The sequence below is a fragment of the Phormidium sp. CCY1219 genome (assembly GCF_035615515.1).
Classification (GTDB): domain Bacteria; phylum Cyanobacteriota; class Cyanobacteriia; order Cyanobacteriales; family Laspinemataceae; genus CCY1219.
Genome location: NZ_JAJENT010000448.1, coordinates 1 through 18,028 on the forward strand (window position 1 = coordinate 1; position 18,028 = coordinate 18,028).

Sequence of the window (18,028 nt, forward strand, 5' to 3'; positions counted from 1 at the left end):
TCAGCTACATTTTTAATTATATCATCCCCGGAGGGGAATTGCAAGCAAGCCGCCGGCAAGGGGCGGTGCGGGGTGTGGTTCTCTCCCGAAGACTGCGGCGAGCTACAATCCAATTGAGGATATAAATGCGAGAATCGAACTATGTTTTTAGTGACTGGAGCAACCGGCAGTTTGGGACGCAGAATCGTGCGGGTACTGCGAGAACGGGAAGCCCCCGTGCGGGCGTTTGTCCGCTTGAGTTCGCGCTATAGCGAATTAGAAAACCGAGGGGCAGAGATTTTTATCGGCGACTTAAAGCGCGATCGCGATATTGAAAAAGCCTGCCAAGGAGTAAAATACATCATCAGCGCCCACGGGTCAAACGAAGCCAGTGGCGGCGCGCAGGACATCGACTATCGGGCGAACATCAATTTAATCGATTATGGCTTCCAAGCGGGGGTGGAACAGTTTATTTTTACCTCCGTATTAGGATGCGATCGCGGCTATGAAGATTCCCCGGTATTTAAAGCCAAACGGGAAGTGGAAAAATACCTGATTTCCAGTGGAGTAACCTACACCATCTTGCGGCCCTCGGGATTTGATTCCAACCTATTATCCCTGGCGGAACGGTTCAAGCAAACGGGCATTTATTTGAGTGTGGGAGACTTAAAAAATCGGACTTCTCCCGTGAGTACCGATGACCTCGCCAAAATTGCCGCCGATTCGGCGATCGTGGAGAATGCGAAAAACCAAATTTTCTGCGTCGGCGGTCCGCAGGTGCTCTCGCGAGAAGAGATTCCGCAGATTTTTTCCCGCATTTTTAACCGCGATCCGATAATTATCAATCCCCCGTTGATGGTGTTTGATGGGTTGCGCGGTGCATTTGGAGTGGTCAATCCCGGATTGCAAAAATCCCTCGGAACCCTGCGGGTATTGTTAGCCAACGAATTTTTCTGCACCCCAGAAGAAATCGAAACCCTCGAGTCCACGTTCGATATCAAAATGGAATCGTTAGAAAGTTTCGTGCAGCGTTATTTAGGGGCGTAAAATTTCCCGGCATTGGGTTTTCTGCTGTCAGAGTATAATCTCCTAGGGTGGGTCATGCCCACCTTTACAATGTGCTAAATTGCTGCTAAAGGCGAGCGGCCATTAGCCCGCTAACGCCTGGGGAAAGCCGCAGAAAAACGCTCATTTTTGCGAAAGCTATGATAGATTAGAAAAAAAGGCTGGGGTAACACAGCCGAAAATGGTGGAAAAAAAGGGGGAAGGGTTCTTGCGAAACCAACACAAGTGGACAAAGCTCGCCGGGGAAATTGTGATATGGTTTGCCGTAGCCGCCACGTATATATTGACGGCTAAACTGGGATTGGTGCTGGCTTCGCTTCCGGGAAATGTGACGGCGGTATGGCCGCCATCGGGGTTCTCCTTAGCAGCGGTGTTGCTGCTCGGCGATCGCCTGTGGCCGGGAATTTTTCTCGGGTCGTTTCTCTCGGCCACCCTTGACCTGCGGTCGATGACGCCACCGATAGCACTTCCCGCAGCACTGGCGATCGCCCTGGTCATCAGCATCGGCAGCGCGCTTCATCCCTTGGTAGTGAGCGGATTAATCAAACGGTTCGTCCCCAGGCGATCGCTGCTCACTCAAGTGCGGGGTGTGAGTTTATTTCTCCTGTTTTTGGGCATCGGGCCGATGGTGAATGCCACCCTGGGCCTGACGGCATTATGTATGGGCGGAATCACCCCCTGGTCCGACTATGCCGTGGCCTGGTTAACCTGGTGGTGCAGCGGGATTCTCACGCCGTTACTGTTGGCCACACCGTTTCTGGCGTGGCAACACCGACAACTACACAAATTCAAAGCCTCGGCGGCCAAACTCCTGGAGGCGATCGCCTTTTCGGCACTGCTGCTGCTGTTAAGCTGGGTGTGCTTTATCCAGGGATATGCGATCGAATATGCTTTATTACCCATGCTGGTGTGGTCGGTGTTTCGGTTTGGCAAATTCACCACCACCCTGTTCGTGTTGCTGGTTTGCACGATCGCGATCGTGGCCACCGGTCAGGGATACGGACCGTTTATCAAACCTTCTACTCACGAATCCTTGGTTTTGCTCCAATCCTTTATGGGCGTCTGTGCGATTACGGCGCTGATTTTATCCGCCGCGATCGACGAACGCCAAGTCGCGGAAAGAAAGATGCACCGGGCGAACCTGCAACTCCAAGAAAGTAAAAGCCGCTTATTTCAAATTCTGGAAGCCATTCCCGTCGGGGTAGTAGTCCACGAACGCAGCGGGAACATCAGCTATCTGAATCCAACCGCACAGGAGTTACTCAACGCGCCAGCAGATTCGCAGAATGCGCCCGAACCCACCGCCGAAGCCTATAATATCTATCGCGCCGGCACCGATCGCCTCTATCCCAAGGCAGAACTGCCCTTCCTGCGCTCTCTGGGGGGCGATCGCGTCCGCACAGACGATCTCGAACTGCACCACGGCGATCGGCGCATTTCCCTGGATGTGGCCAGTACCCCGATTTTTGACGAAGGTCACGCCGTAGATGGGGCGATCGTTGCCTTTCAAGATATTACCGATCGCAAAAAAGCCCAGCAATTGCTCGCCGACTACAATCTCACCCTAGAAGAGCAAGTGGCAAAACGCACCGCCGAGTTAGAACAAACCCTCAGGGAACTGCAACGCACCCAAGCACAATTAATTCACACCGAAAAAATGTCCAGTTTGGGTCACATGGTTGGCGGCGTCGCCCACGAAATTAATAACCCGATTAGCTTTATCTATGGTAACATCACTCACGCTGGCGAATACATGCAAGATTTGCTCGAACTGATCTCCACCTATCAGCAAGAATACCCCGAACCCACTCCCACCATTCAAGATCTGACCGAAGAAATAGAACTGGAATTTATTATCGAGGATTTAGACCGCCTCTTCCATTCTATGAAAATTGGTGCCGATCGCATTCGCAAAATTGTCTTGAGCTTGCGGAATTTTTCCCGTCTCGATGAAGCGGCAATGAAAGCGGTGGATATTAACGAAGGCATCGATAGCACCTTAATGTTATTGCAATCGCGGCTGAACTCGAAGCCCAATGGTTCGGCAATTCACATCGAGAAAGCCTATGGAGAGTTACCCCAGGTCACTTGTTACGCCTCGGAAATCAATCAAGTATTTATCAATATTTTAAATAATGCCGTGGATGCGCTACAATCTCACCCGATGGATGGACAATCGCCGACCATTCGCATTAGCACTGAAGTGAACAATTGCGATCGCATCGTTATCCGCATTTCCGATAACGGGCCGGGAATTCCAGAATCCGTGCGCGGCAAAATATTCGACCCCTTTTTTACCACCAAACCCATCGGGTCCGGAACCGGATTGGGATTGTCTGTCAGCTATCAAATTGTGGTGGAAAAACACGGGGGCGAATTAACCTGTATTTCCTCCCCCGGCGTGGGCACGGAATTTACGATCTCCCTCCCGCGAGCGATCGCGGTCAAATAACAGGGGGTGCCCTCTCAGACACCCCCTCGGATTTCATATTTCGATTCTCCTGCCCTATGTCTCTGGTGGTTTTGCGGCATGGAATGCACCCAATAGACTACAATGTGGATAAACCTTTTGCTTTCCCAGTGTCCTAGTTTCCTCATGCTCGATCGCAGCGTTTCAGGGAACCATCAGAATATAGTTCAAAGGGAACCAGTTCCGTGTGCCCGTGGATATTGACTTTGGAATACACGATCTTGACAAACTGCCGAGGGTTGGGTTTATAATAATCGCGAGATAACATAGTTGGCGTCCTCCAAGACATTAGCTTTTTTCTATGCTTCTAGTATGGATCGCCAACTCCGGAATCGCCGCGATCGCGATCGCCACCCCCTGCGATCGTTTCCTGACATGCCGGCGATCGCGAGCGAGTGCGTCGGTGATTTCAGACAGAAAAATCGGTGACGGCGATCGCCCTTTTCCCCCGATGTGCCCGCGTTTCCCATCCCCCAACCGCAATTTAAAAGTCCTTGGCCCGGAAAAAACAAATTAACAATTAGCAATTGTCAAATTTCAGACATATCGAATTAACCTACCGGATTCTCCGGGGGTGCGGGATGGACTTTAAACGTGAGAACCGTTTCATCGATGCCCTTTAACTCCAGGGGACGACACTTTGCGATTTCATCATCCTCCAGATAATCTGCCACCGCCGCCGACACCAAAATCGAACCGGGGTCCGTAGCTTCTTGCAAGCGAGAGGCGATATTGACACTCGGACCGATCGCGGTATAATCAGAGCGTTCCGAGCTACCGAACATGCCCACCACAGCAGTGCCCTGATGGATGCCACAGCGGAACTGCACCGCCGGCAGGCCCTCGGCGTTCCAAGCTTCATTGAGGGCATCCAGTTCCCGGAACATTTGGCGGGCAGTCGCGATCGCGCGGCGCACTTGTTCGTTGGGCGTCAAATCTTCTGGCGCGCCAAAAATCGCCATAATGGCATCTCCCACAAACTTATCCACCGTACCCCCATTTTCAAACACCACCCGCGTCATGTGAGCCAAATACTGATTCAGCACCTCCGCCACCCGGCGAGAGCGCAAAGTATTCGCCAACTGAGTAAAGCCGACGATATCGCTAAACAGAATCGTAATCAAACGCGGTTCCGGGCGCAAATCCAACGTTAGCTCACCGGCGGCAGCCTTTTGTACCATAGAGGGAGGCAAAAACCGCTTGAGTACCGATTCAGTGAGATAGGCATTCAACTGAGCCACCCGGCGTTCCGTTTCCTTCAGCGCCAGCAAATTTCTCACTTGAGCCAGCAGTTCGCGATCGTTAAACGGTTTGGCTAGATAAGCATCCGCCCCTTTTTGCGTACCTTCGATGCGCGTATCTTCATTCACCTTCGCCGTCAGCAAAATAATCGGTATTCCCTTGAGAGTTTCCGACTCGCGAATCATCTGGATCATATCCAAACCCGAGACCAAAGGCATCATCAAATCCGCCACAATCAAATTCGGGCGATACTGACGTGTCATATCGAACCCTTCCGCGCCATTGCGCGCCAGCAAAACGCGATAGCCTTCCAAAGAGAGGATACCCGACACATAGGTTCGCAAATCCGGATTATCATCCACCACCAAAACTTTCGGTTGTCCCGGAGTATCCGCCGCCGCGCTGGGAATAGGCGAAAATTCGGCATTCTCACCTGAAGATTTGCCTCGGGTCATTGCCGGAGATTCCACCTCCACATCCGCCAATTCCACCGCCGCCCGAGAAGGCGAAACCCCCGTAGGCACCTCGATAATCCGATCCGGCGGTAAATGTGCGTTACCCACCGGAATCCAAACCGTAAACGTAGAGCCTTCCCCTTCCGCCGAGTCCACCGTAATGTTCCCGCCATGTAGTTCCACCAACTCCTTCGCCAGTGCCAACCCCAAACCACTGCCTTCATAAGAGCGGTTGGCGGATCCTTCCGCTTGACGGAAGCGTTCAAACAAATGGGGAATTTGATCCGTGCGAATGCCGATGCCGGTATCTTTAATTTGTAACAGACAATAATCTCCTGCCACCTCCAAACTGACGATAATATTACCGCCGCGCGGGGTGAATTTCATGGCATTAGAAAGTAGATTGTAGAGTACCTTATCGAATTTTTCTAAATCCAAATAAAGCTGAGGGCAAGATTGTAAATTGGTGGAGAGGGTCAAGCCTTTTTTCTGACAATAGGGGCGGAAAGTGTCCACAGTTTGGCGGACGAATGCCATTAAATCGCAGGGACGAAACATCGGTTGCATTCGACCGGCATCCAAGCGCTGCAAATCCAGCAATTGATTCACCAATCGCAACAAGCGGCGGGTATTGCGAAGGCCCATTTGAGCTTGTTCCAGGGATAATGCTTGATTGTGTTCCACGGCAGATTCCAGCGGACCCATCATCAGGGTGAGGGGGGTACGAAACTCGTGGGAAATATTTTGGAAAAATTCCGTTTTGATGCGATTGAGTTCCAGGAGGCGTTCCGCTTGTTGGCGAGTTTTTTGATAGAGACGAGACTGCTGCACCGCGATCGCCGCTTGCGCCGCCACCGCCTCCGCCAGTTCGATATCCGAAGGTTGCCAATGACGCGGCGCGGTGGTTTGTCGCAGAGAAATGCTGCCAATAATGTGACCGTCAGAAATCAGAGGAACCACCAGCAGCGCTCTCGCCGGCGATCGCAACGGTAAATCCAGGACATTAAACCCCGGTTGTTCTTCCAGATCGTCGATCGCCACTACAGCTTGAGTATGGAGGAGTTGCTGCAGCACCGGATTGCCCGCGATCGGCACCACCGATCGCGGCAATTGGGAAGGCAATTGGCTCATTGCCCCCTGCAATTCTTCTGAAGCGCAGAATATATCCTCCATCCCCCCCTCAGCGCTTTCGTCACTGGTTCTCACCGCCGAAGGCGCTTGTTGCACTTCCTCTTCCAGGGCCGCATCGTACAATCCCACACACTGGACGAACTCATCATCCTCCGTCCACAACGACAGGGCACAACCATCCACTTGCAACCCTTTGCCCAGTTGATAGGTAATCGCCGAAAAAATATCTTGCGGATTGAGACTCGAGCGAATTGCCGTAGTAATCGTATTCACCAGCGCTTCCCGCTTCGCCAGCGCCTGCACTTGCTCGTAAGCCCGGGCCTGAGACAGGGACAACGCCGCCTGATCCGCCACCATAAACACCAACTGCACCTCATCGTCTTTCCACACTCGGCGTTCCCCACATTGGTGCAGCGCCAGTACCGCCATCAAGTCCAAGCGAAACATTAGAGGTACCATCAGGGTGGAGCGAATATCCGTCGCCTTCAACGCCTGCCGACGTTCCCACAATTGCGGCGTTGTCCCTTGCAGGCGATCGTCGTTTTCCACATCGTGAATCACCTCAATATCCTGGGTTTCCCACACCGTCTGCGATAACCGCTGAGAATTCACCTCGATAGAGAGGGAATCCACCGATCTAGAGTCGCGGGTGTTTTCCCGGGCATCGCGGAGGATGCTCCCATTGGACTTGCCGCGATCGCCCTCTCGCCGTTGATAGACAAACCATTCTTCACTCAACTGCCCATGTTTGAAAGGGCGCAGAATGCAGTAACTCGCCTCGAACATCTGACCCAGGGTTTCCACGATGGTTTGCAGAATCTGCGCTTCCGTGGTGCGAGAGCGAATCGTGTTGGTAATCGCATTCAGCAGGGATTCTTGGCGCAGGGTGCGGCATAGTTCCCGGGTGCGCGCTTTCAAGACATTGTGGGTATCCAGCGCTTGCGCCACCAGCGCCTTGAGTTCCTCCGCATTCCAGGGTTTGGTGACGTATTTGAACACCTTCCCGGCGTTAATCGCATCTACCAAGTCATCCACATCCGTGTAGGCGGTCAGGATGATGCGGATCGCATCTGGGTATTGCGTGGCGGTGACGCTGAGAAACTCGGTCCCGCTCATCTGCGGCATCCGCTGATCGGAAATAATCACCGCAATGTCTCCCTCTTTGGCGAGGATTTTCAGTGCCTTGGGTGCGTTTTCTGCCGTGAGCACGTGATAGTCTCGATAGAAGGTGCGGTAAAGCAAGTCGAGGTTATCCGGTTCGTCATCGACGACCAGAATTTTCGGCTTACTGTGGTTTTCGATACTCATGCACCGCGCTCCTGCTTTGAGGGGAGAATGACGTGAACAAGGGTTGGGGTGAATGGGCATCCCGGGAAGATTGCCACTGTGAAAGCATCTCGCCCCAGGGGTGGGTTTTGCTGGGTGCCCCTTCTTTTGGTGCCAGGGAGGGGGGGTGGGCGATCGCCAACCCGGGGTCGCTCCCAATAGTGATGATGCCCCCTTTTCTGCGATGATGCAACTCACCCCCGATCGATTCTAAAATTCTGCCCAGAGATTGGCGACAGTTGCGTGATTTGCCCCCCTTCTTTCGCTGCTACGGCGGATCCCATGCCTCCTCCCATGACTGTTGTGGTGTTTCCCCCCGGTTTGCCCTGTGAATCATCGAAAAAAATCCCTCTAGATTCGCGATCGCCCCTGCAACCGCCATCGAATTGCCTGGTGGGCAAACACTCTTTTTAAAATAACCTTTCGCGATGGATATTAGTGGGAGTTAGAGAACGGTTTGGGTAATTTTATAATCTCGATGCAGGTGCATTCTGCACAATGCAACTTCAGAGAATCTGTCCCAATCAGGCACTTTCAGCGCGAGCAAGGGGAACTTTCACCGGTAATTCGATAATGAACTCGCATCCGCCGTCGGGGGGCGTCTCAAACCACAGTCGTCCCTGATGTTTTTCCACCACGATTTTATAAGCAATGGATAAGCCCAAACCCGTGCCCATGCCCACCGGTTTGGTGGTGAAAAACGGGTCGAAAATTTTGTTTTGACAAGTGCGATCGATGCCACAACCGCGATCGCGAATCCGAATCTGAACCCACTCGTCGCCGGGAGTCGTGCGGGCAAATAACGGGCGCACTCGGCTCGATTTGCACAGCGTTTGGGTGGTGACGATAATTTGGCGCGGGTTGCAATTCCTCCTCGCACCACAATTCCCAGAGGATTCCCCCGCGATCGCTGCCGTTTGTTGCAAGCGTTCTGCTTGTCGAATCGCATCGATCGCATTGCCAAACAGATTCATAAACACTTGATTGAGTTGTCCCGGATAACAAGGCAATCGCGGAATTTTTCCATACCGTTTTACCACTTCAATATCCGGCAGTCGATGAGCCAGTAAAATCGCGGTGCTATCGAGTCCTTCATGGATATTTGCTTCCTTGAGTTCCGCTTCATCCAGTCTGGAAAAGTTGCGAAGGGTCAGGACAATTTCTCGCACTCGTTCTGCACCGCATTGCATGGAATTGAGGATTTTGGTTAAATCACTATGGATAAAATCAAAATCAATTTGAGATTCAAATTCGGCAATATCTGGCGGAAGTTCGGAATAATGGGTATGATATTTTTCGACTAATTCTAGCAAATCTTGCAGGTAGTTGGTCACATGGGGAACATTGCCGTAAATAAAATTAATCGGATTGTTGATTTCATGGGCCACTCCGGCGACTAATTGACCGAGACTGGACATTTTTTCGCTTTGTACCAGTTGCGCTTGGGTAGAGTGCAACGAGGCAATTAACTGGTTTTTTTCCTCCAGGGATTTTTTCAGTTGTTCGGCTTGAGCTTGGGCGTTGAGGGCTTGTTGTTGCGTGCGGTTGTACAACTGCGCCTGAGTCATAGCGATCGCCAGTTGCAAAGCAACCGCTTCCACAGCGGCAAGTTCGTCTTTGTTCCACTGGTAGGATTGCGGTTCGATCGCCAATAGATGACCCAATAACGTATCTCGCTCCCAGATCGGGGCACTGAGCAAACTGCCGATTTGCATTTGCTGAAACATCGCCCGTTCCGATTCGCTAAATTCAGCGGATTGAGTATTGGCGATCGCGCTAACTTCTTGCCCGAGGAGTCGTTGCACCAAGGCAGAATCGCACTCCCCCAAATTGATTTCCATGCCAATTTGCAGGGGGTCTTCACTGTGCAGAGGGCAGCGATTGTCGCGACAAGCCCGGTGGGCAATCCGCAACTTGGTGGTACTCAGGGGCGTGGGAACCGAAAACACGATGAAATCCGCCTGGGTGAGTTGTAGCAGTTGTGCCAAAGCGGTGTTAATCGTGGTTTCGAGATCCAAAGAGCTGCGAATGCGAGCGGCGATCTGATAGAGGACTTGCTCCCGTTCCGCTCGCGCTGTAGCGCGGTTGTAGCGACGTGTATTCGCCAACGCGATCGCCCCTTGTTGCGCCACCATTTCGCCCAATTTCATTTCCTGGGTATTCCACAGGCGACAGGATTGATTCTGACTCACATACACTGTCCCCAAGGGGCGATCGCCATCAAAAATCGGCACCATCAAGGTAGAATGCAATCCGGCGCACAGCAGCAGCAGACGTTCCACTTCCGGCATGCGCGCGGTTTCCACATCTTCCGCCACCCACGCCCTGCGCTGGCTGACTAAGGCATCCCATTCCGTTCCCGCCCCCAATTTTAAGCTCAGTCCCAAGGGGACTTCCTCGGCGGCGGAACTCATCGGATCCCTATCCCTAGCCGAATGAGATGCCACCACAGTAAGCGTCTGCGCCACTTGGTCGTACATTATCAACCCGGCACAGTCGGCATCTAACGCAGCGCACATTTGCTGCACGATCGCCTGATAGACTTGCTTCTCATCCAAAGAGTGATGAATCTCTGCGGCGATCTGGTTCAACCTTTCTAAGGAGGCGCGCTTGCCCCGGGGGAATTCTATTCCGCTGCCCGGACCGTGGCGGGGGGGCTGAGCTTGCGCCCCGGGATCCTCCCCGGCGTTTTCACCCCTGTCCCCCGCAGATGTTGCCCCTATCGGCGGGCGATCGCGCTCCCCCTGTCGTTTTTCATTGCACAAACCACGCAATTTGTCAACCGTAGTCGAATCGATCTGACCGAGAAACGCCAAACACTCCAGCCAGCCAGCAGTCCAAGCGCTTTGTTCCGCTTCGGAACCGAACTGGCTGAGTTGAGTCTGTCGCTGTAGTAGTTCCGCGATCGCGTGGCGATATCGGTGCCGGATCGTGGAAACCACGTCTTGAGAGTTAAAGGGAAAAATATCTGCACTCATAGGCATTTTGCGGCATACTAATATGGGTAATGATTATTTAGTTTTCCTTAAAGTTTGTTTTCTTTAGATTGACTTAATCTTTTGCCTGCCTCATCTGGCTATGTTATAACCTTGCTAGGGGTAGGATTAGAGACCCGATGGCGTTTGTTTTTTCACGAGATTTCAATGTGAACTGCTCTTCCAAAACATCCCCCACCCAGGGCTACGATCGCCCCATCAAACCGATAGGCTCGCCGGTGCGGTTTGTCATCCGACCCGCCCATGCTAAGGATCTGCCCAGATTGGCCGAGATATTGGCCGATAGCTTTCATCCCCGGGACGGACTGATGACATTCGTTCATCCAGTATTGCGCTTGGGAATCTATGAAGATCTGCGAAACCGAATGCGGAACAGATCTCCACACTACATTTGCTTAGTGGCACAAATGCCGAGTGCCACCACCCCCTCGCCGTCGAATGATTATCCCGCAGGGGATCCGCAGGCGATCGCACCTTCCTCCTCAGACCCCCTCATCGGTACAGTGGAAATGAGCCTGCGCTCCATTCATCCCTGGCAAGTCGGATGCACCCAATTCCCGTACTTGTCCAATTTAGCCGTGGCCAATAGCGATCGCCGTCAAGGTGGTGCCACCCAGTTACTCTCGGCCTGCGAGCAAATTGCCCTAGAGTGGGGGTTTCGCGAAATTTATCTCCATGTCTTGGAAAATAACCCTCCCGCACAGCGGCTTTATTATAAAGCAGGGTACCGCGTGCGCTCCATTGAGTCAAGTTTTGCCAGTTGGGTCTTCCGACAACCCCGACGGATGCTCCTGCACAAACACCTCCAGCCCCCTTCTCCCCCTTAAGGCGCTCCCTCCCCCCAGACTTCATCACCGCCCTAGAGGCAATACTCACCACTCGGCAGTTTTGTCAACCCCCTCCCCTTATCCCCTGAAGCGCGGTTGGCGGTCCGAAAAACCCCGTCCATAACCGACTGAAGCGCGGGGCTAAACTTCTGTCACACTTGATATCCCCTGCCGCATTTCCCCATCCATTGCCCGGGAATCTCTCAAATGGAGGAGCAAAACCATCCGATGATGTTGTAACCTTAAATTGCATATTACAAGAGCTAGAAGAGGTACAGGTGGAAAGGCACGAGTCCGTAACTGCCTGGTGAAAGACGATCGCAAAACCTGACCGTCGCTTTTCCCCCTTTGGCGGTAGAAAAATTAAAACGCTTCTAGGAGGCAGAAATTCCCCGCCTGCAAAGACGCGAGCGATCTGGCCGCATTTCAGATAGAATATCCCGCCATCAACCCTTTTGCGTTCCCCGCTTTACCCTTTCTTTAACAAAACTGCCCCCTTCTTTAACATTACTTATTCAAAATCCTTTTAATTAAAAGACAAAATTGCGTCATCCTAGAAATAGGGGAAAAACTCCGTTCTCCATATCTCTTCCTGGCTCACCGGAGATCCCCAATAACCCTTTGTAGCTGCTTGGATATTCCGGTTTTACCCCAGGAGTTGACTGACATGTGTATGGATCGCCAGCCACCCTACAATTCAACCACTGAGGCACTTGCCTTTCCAGAAAACCATTCGATGGCAAAGCCTCAGTCGAGGTCTCATCGAGGCAAAGATGAGGACTCACATCCCTCGCGTGCGTTGGTTAAATATTTCAATCCCTCGGAAATCCTAACTCAACTCAACAGCGGACAGCTTCTCGTGGTAGATAGTCGGCGTCGCAACGGTTTGATTATCTACAAACACTTTCATGCTGAATTTGCAGGTCCGGGTGCAGCCGTAGGCGGTATTTTCGATATTGATTCCCAAAAAACGATTCCCGTGGGGGACAGCATCTTGCTTTATCCCGACACCTACGAACAACGACAAAAAGCCTTTGGGATTCGTCGCCAATGGATTCGCTTAGTAGAACAAATAACCGCGACCCCGGTGCCCCTACAGCGCACCCAAATGCTGCTGACCCAGTTTGAAAAATATTTTGATGCAGAAACGGTTGCTAGAGTGCCGGATGAGGCGATCGCCCGCTTAGTAGGGGTACTACCACAAACCGTGCGGATAGTGCGCCACTCGATAGCAAATCCTGGCATCGGCGTCTTGGTGTAAGGGCGAGTCAGTTGTCCGCTGGGAACTGACAACTGACAGACTCCGGGGAAATTTAAGCCAAAGAAGCGATCGCCCCTTTCAATCGCTGCACCGTGCGTTTATTTTCCTCTGGCGTGCCCACACTAACGCGCAAACCGCCACCGGTATGGCGAATTAAAGTCCCCTCCGCTTTCATGTGCCCCACAATCCGCGCCAGCGCCCCATTCATCAACTCGGGAGGCGTGTTTTTCAGGCGCAAATAAATAAAATTGGCCGCACTGGGCCACAGTTGCAATTCCGGGAGTTGGCCGATCGCCGCAAATAAATCATCGCGCGAGGCAAGAATTTGCGGGATAATCGCCAGTAGCTCTTGCCGATGGCTCATCGCCAAGGTTGCCGCCGCTTGAGAAAATGCCGGCAGGTTGTAGGGGAGGCGGATTTTTTCCAGGGCGGCAATCAATTCCGGATGGGCGATCGCGTATCCTACCCGCAATGCCGCTAAGCGAAACGCTTTGGAAAAGGTTCGCAAGATAACCCAATTGGGATGCTGCGGCAACAAATCCACCACGCTGGTTTGGCTGAATTCAAAATATGCCTCGTCGATCGCCACCAAGATATCCGGGGGTAACGAGCGGATCCAGTCCAGTTCCGCCTCAGTCAGCGGGTTCGCCGTAGGAGAGTTGGGGTGAACCACAAACACCACTCGCACTGGGGGATTTTGAGTGGCGGCGATCGCCTCGGTGGCGGCGGCAATATCAATTTCAAAGTTAGCCTCCTGGCGTCCTACCTCCACCACCGGAATCCCTAGGGTATGGGCGAGAATGGCATACATGGAAAAGGTGGGATTCGCCACCAGAATCGAGCCTTCTCCCTTCAAACAGGTGGCAATTAACAGCGATCGAATCAATTCGTCCGAACCATTACCCAGGGAAATGTGGGCGGCGCTGAATGCCTGACCCTCCAAATTGGCTCCCTCGCAAACATATTCGGCGATCGCTTGTTTTAACTGGGCCTGACTCCCGTCGGGATAGCGATTGGTCTCGATCTGCTGCTGGTAGATCCATGCCAGTTTTTCTTTCAGAACCGCAGGCAAATCATAGGGACTTTCGTTGGTATCCACGCGATCGCGATCGCGGGGCACCACCGGGGTCTCATCCGTGGCACTTCCCGGATGGGGGGTGTAGGCACTCAGTTGGGCTAAATCTGAGCGGATAAAACTGAGCATAAGAGTCTTGAAACCTTTCAATGCAGTTAGGGTGCAAGCACCTTTCTCATCAGTATCCGTCTCACTGTCCCCTTCCGGCAATAGCAGGCGCGCCAATCTGGGGCGGCGACACCCAGGAGAGCCTCCCTCAGACGGGGTTTTCCGGGACTTCCACAGAACCTTCGCCCTCCGGATTGAGACACTGCAGGCTCCACCTGGATTTCTGGGCACAACCCTGACCCTCGCGGTTTCCGAGAAGTTGAGGCATCGCCCCTGATTTTTCCTTCCGTAGTTGTGTTATTGTGAACGTTGACAATTTAACCTCATCATTGTAGAGAATACGGAAACTGATTGTGGACAAGATTAAACTAGCGATCGTGGGCATTGGTAACTGTGCGAGTTCGTTAATCCAGGGCATTTACTTTTATAAAGATAAAACCCCCGAAGAGGCGATCGGCTTAATGCACTGGGAAATTGGCGGTTACAAACCCAGCGATATCGAAGTGGTGGCCGCCTTTGATATCGACAAAAGAAAAGTCGGCTTAGATGTGTCTGAAGCCATGTTTGCTCCCCCCAACTGCACGACCCAATTCTGCGAGTCTATCCCAGAAATGGGCGTTAAAGTCAGCATGGGCAAAATTCTCGATGGCTTCTCCGAGCATCTGGTTAATTATGCAGATAAATATACTTTTATTCCCAGCAGTACCCCAGAACCCACCCGAGAAGAGGTCATTCAAACTTTAATCGACTCTGGCGCGGAAGTGTTGGTAAACTATCTCCCGGTGGGGTCGGAAGAAGCTGCTGCCTTCTATGCCGAATGCTGCTTAGAAGCTGGTGTGGCATTTGTAAATTGCATTCCGGTGTTTATCGCCAGCAATTCCTTGTGGGCAGATAAATTTGCAGCCAGAAACTTGCCGATTATCGGCGACGATATAAAATCCCAACTTGGCGCAACTATCGTTCACCGAATGCTCTCGGATTTATGCAAGAAAAGAGGCGTCAAGCTGGAGAAAACCTATCAGCTTAATACCGCCGGAAATACCGACTTTCTGAATATGTTAAATCGCACCCGCCTCAAGTCGAAAAAGGAATCAAAAACCGAGGCAGTGCAGTCGGTGTGCGAAACCAGATTAGACGATGAAAATATCCACGTCGGCCCGAGCGATTACGTGCCGTGGCAAAAAGACAATAAAGTGTGCTTTATTCGGATTGAAGGCAAGTTGTTTGGCGATGTGCCGATGAATCTGGAATTGCGCTTGTCCGTGGAAGATTCTCCCAATTCCGCCGGGGTGGCGATCGATGGGATTCGCTGCTGCAAATTGGCACGCGATCGCGGTTTGGGCGGCGTCCTCTATTCGCCCTCTTCCTACTTTATGAAGCATCCCCCCACACAATATCCCGATGCCGATGCTTACCGCATGACCGAGGAGTTTATCAACGGATATCGAGAGTTTTAAGGGGGTCAATTGTCATTGGTCATTGGTCAATTGTCATTGGTCATTGGTCAATTGTCATTGGTCATTGGTCAAGATGCCGGGGGGAGGATATCAAAACTCGAAGCGATTGCGATCGCCGGACCACTGCTGCAAGCTGTAACCGCTGGTGCCTTCCACCACTAACACGGGCAGTTCTGCGTCGGGTAAATCGGCGATACCAGTGACGGATTGGGCGGCGGCGGTGGTGAGTTCGCTGTAAATCAGCGCTCCTTGGTCGTTGAAAATTAAGGTGCGGGTGCGGTAAGGGGTGCCGTTGTTGGTTTGGGGGAGTCGCGATCGCACCAAGGCATCCGATCGCAGGGTGAGAACCGCCTCGGACAAACCATTCCCGGTTAAATCCAACGATTGCACCAACCACCCGCCAAGCTGTTTGAGCATTTGGTCCGGGGAAGGCACCTCTGCGGGGGGTAACTGACCCCCCGCTTGCAATTCCTGCCATAAGGCGGGCAGCATTTTGCCGATCCAGTCGGGGTCTTGGCGCTTTAACTGAGCTAAGGTCATGGTATCGGGCGATCGCCATTTCAATGCCGAATCGGTGAGGGCGAGGGCTTTAGTCCCCTCACCCGCCACCAAGGCGGGAATCCCTTCCCCACTGGCTAATAACAGCAAATCTCCTTGTTGCAGTTGCACCGCCTTTACCGTAGCGAGTACGGTACGGGTAGCTCCATTGGGCAATCCGCTGAGAATCTGAACCTGCGGGTCATTGTGCAATCCCAACTCTTTCCAAAACTGGCTTACCCGGGTGTTAGAAGAGAACTGGATTTCATTAAATGGCTTTTGTCGCCAGCGTCGCGAGTCGTGAAATCGCGAAACCCGCAATTGATACCACACCTGTCCCGGTGAGAGTTTCAGGGACTCCCCCGATCGCGGCAAGCGCCAATCCTGGGGCTTCACTTTAGTGAGGTTCCATGCCGTACCCACGATTTGACTTTGATGCTGCTTCAGGTTTTCCCGGGCGATCGCCGAGGCTTGCTTATCGAGCAAATCGTACATCCGCTCTGTGAGTTCTGGGGTATTTTGCCCTTGTTCTTCAAACCAGGCGATCGCCTCTGCATCGTCATAACGCGCCGCCAGGAGCAACACCCCCCACAGCTTCGCCTCTGCGAGGGACGGATTCACCAACACTGCAGTTTCCACCCGGTTCCACAAATCCGGTTTCTCCTCTTTCAGCGCTTCGCGCATGTCCTCTCCTTGGGACAACTGCGCCTCGAACACCTCCAGCCCTTGTTTCCAATTGCCATCGATCAGCGCCGTCCGCACTTGCTGCGCCGGGTTTTCCCACTGTCCTTTGGCCTGCTTTTGCGCCATTTGCGCGTGAAACCGCATCAAATCTAACTGTCGCTGCGCCATCTGCGGCCAATTTTCATCGGCGTTGTCTTGCTTGACCGAAGCCATTAATTCCCACGCCGCCGACCACAAGCCGCTTTTTGCCAACAGCAAGGCGTCTTTATAGGCGCGACTCGAAAGGGCCGGGGTGAGGAGGGAAATCTCTTCTAGGGCGTAGGGATTGAGAAAAAACTGCTGTTGCGTTAGGGAGAAGATTTTCACCTGCGGTTCGAGTCCCACGGTTTGGTCGATGACTAATTCCGGGTCTCCCTCCCCGGTGACTTCTTCCCAGCGAGGAGAATGACCCCCCGGACTGGACCACTCGGCCATCACACTTATGTGTGCCGTTTCCGGATTGTAGTGCAGGACTTGCCCATAAGTGAGGTGAACTTCCCCCACCTTGCGCTTCCCGCTCAGGTTGAACCAAATTCCCTTGTCTGGTGCGTTGTCAAAGCGAGCGATTTGGGTCAGGGGTTGCGGCCCGTTCAAGCCAAAGCCGAATTCTTCTACGTTACTTAAAGGAGATATCACAAACGAGCGTTCCGGGCCGACGATCGCCAGTTGGTTAATAAGCTGATAATAGGGTTCGCGATCGCGGGGATTGTCCGGGTTGAACACCGGCTGATACACCCGCAATTGCGCGAGCTGCTGGCAAGTTTTCCCCTCGGCGGACTCTCCAGATTTACCCTGACAACGCACCTCTTCCAACACCGGAAGCAGCAGTTGCGGGTCTTGTCTGGCAGAGGTCTCGGTTTTGTCCGCCGATGAAGAATCCAGAGACAAGGGCGGGGAAGGAAGCACTCCCCCGGCGCGAATCTGAGCCTGGATTTCAGCCAGAGTTTTGGGGGTTTCTTTGTTGGCGATCGGCACTTGACTCCACGCCGGGAACCAGGATTGGAGCCAGGTGACAGATTGCGGATCGGTTAACAGCTCGAAGCTCAACCACGCGCCGCCAAACAGAACCGTGGCACTGCTGGATAAGGCGGCGATCGCCCCGAGGATTCCTTTCCATTGGGGCACTCGTCCAAGAGTCGGCGGCGTTGTCTTCCGGGAGGGCGATCGCGACCGACGTTTGGCTGTGGGTCGCCCGCCGCGCGATCGACGGGGGGGACGTTTCCCGGTAGATTGGGGGAGGGCTGCTCGCTTGCGAAGGTTGTTATTCATCCGAGCCTCTATCACTAGGGATGATATTTTTCTATCATGCCGCGAGGATCTGTGTGGGGAATCCGTTGCACCTGATGGCAAAACTGCCCCCTCGGCGATCGCCACGG

General features: G+C 52.9%; 11 protein-coding genes. 5 read left to right on the forward strand and 6 right to left on the reverse strand.

All coding sequences use genetic code 11. From position 1 onward, the window contains the following. The first annotated feature begins 141 nt into the window (after positions 1-141). Positions 142-1,026 (forward strand): SDR family oxidoreductase, encoded by an 885-nt coding sequence (locus tag LKK83_RS10570; RefSeq protein WP_324631059.1) that lies wholly within the window; start codon positions 142-144, stop codon positions 1,024-1,026. Between the two features lie 199 nt (positions 1,027-1,225). Then, the gene (locus LKK83_RS10575; protein ID WP_324631060.1) at positions 1,226-3,496 is read left to right on the forward strand and encodes an MASE1 domain-containing protein; all 2,271 of its coding nucleotides are present in this window, start codon (positions 1,226-1,228) and stop codon (positions 3,494-3,496) included. A 142-nt stretch (positions 3,497-3,638) separates the two neighbouring features. Here the strand turns inward: LKK83_RS10575 and LKK83_RS10580 are convergent, their stop codons facing one another. From LKK83_RS10580 to LKK83_RS10595, 4 genes are all read right to left on the reverse strand, one after another. Next, the gene (locus tag LKK83_RS10580; RefSeq protein WP_324631061.1) at positions 3,639-3,782 is read right to left on the reverse strand and encodes a hypothetical protein; all 144 of its coding nucleotides are present in this window, start codon (positions 3,780-3,782) and stop codon (positions 3,639-3,641) included. 20 nt (positions 3,783-3,802) lie between these two features. Then, positions 3,803-3,997 (reverse strand): hypothetical protein, encoded by a 195-nt coding sequence (locus LKK83_RS10585; RefSeq protein ID WP_324631062.1) that lies wholly within the window; start codon positions 3,995-3,997, stop codon positions 3,803-3,805. Between the two features lie 68 nt (positions 3,998-4,065). Further along, on the reverse strand, positions 4,066-7,650 hold the full coding sequence (locus tag LKK83_RS10590; protein WP_324631064.1) for a response regulator: 3,585 nt from the start codon (positions 7,648-7,650) through the stop codon (positions 4,066-4,068). Positions 7,651-8,192: 542 nt separating this feature from the next. Beyond that, the gene (locus tag LKK83_RS10595) at positions 8,193-10,646 is read right to left on the reverse strand and encodes a GAF domain-containing protein (RefSeq protein ID WP_324631065.1); all 2,454 of its coding nucleotides are present in this window, start codon (positions 10,644-10,646) and stop codon (positions 8,193-8,195) included. A gap of 167 nt (positions 10,647-10,813) precedes the next feature. On the opposite strand from LKK83_RS10595, the gene LKK83_RS10600 reads away from it, so the two are divergent. Further along, positions 10,814-11,491 carry a GNAT family N-acetyltransferase gene (locus tag LKK83_RS10600; protein WP_324631066.1) on the forward strand — a complete coding sequence of 226 codons (678 nt, stop codon included), beginning with the start codon at positions 10,814-10,816 and terminating at the stop codon, positions 11,489-11,491. A gap of 799 nt (positions 11,492-12,290) precedes the next feature. Beyond that, positions 12,291-12,752, forward strand: a complete 462-nt coding sequence (locus LKK83_RS10605) for a hypothetical protein (RefSeq protein ID WP_324631067.1) — start codon at positions 12,291-12,293, stop codon at positions 12,750-12,752. 52 nt (positions 12,753-12,804) lie between these two features. Here the strand turns inward: LKK83_RS10605 and LKK83_RS10610 are convergent, their stop codons facing one another. Continuing rightward, positions 12,805-13,956, reverse strand: coding sequence for a histidinol-phosphate transaminase (locus LKK83_RS10610; RefSeq protein WP_324631068.1), 1,152 nt, complete (start codon positions 13,954-13,956; stop codon positions 12,805-12,807). Between the two features lie 332 nt (positions 13,957-14,288). Between LKK83_RS10610 and LKK83_RS10615 the strand changes: the two genes are divergently transcribed. Continuing rightward, entirely contained in the window at positions 14,289-15,392 is a 1,104-nt protein-coding gene (locus LKK83_RS10615) for an inositol-3-phosphate synthase (protein WP_324631069.1), read from the forward strand. 90 nt (positions 15,393-15,482) lie between these two features. On the opposite strand, the gene LKK83_RS10620 is transcribed toward LKK83_RS10615, so the two are convergent. After that, complete coding sequence (locus LKK83_RS10620; protein ID WP_324631070.1) at positions 15,483-17,921, reverse strand: hypothetical protein; 2,439 nt, start codon at positions 17,919-17,921, stop codon at positions 15,483-15,485. Positions 17,922-18,028: the final 107 nt, after the last annotated feature.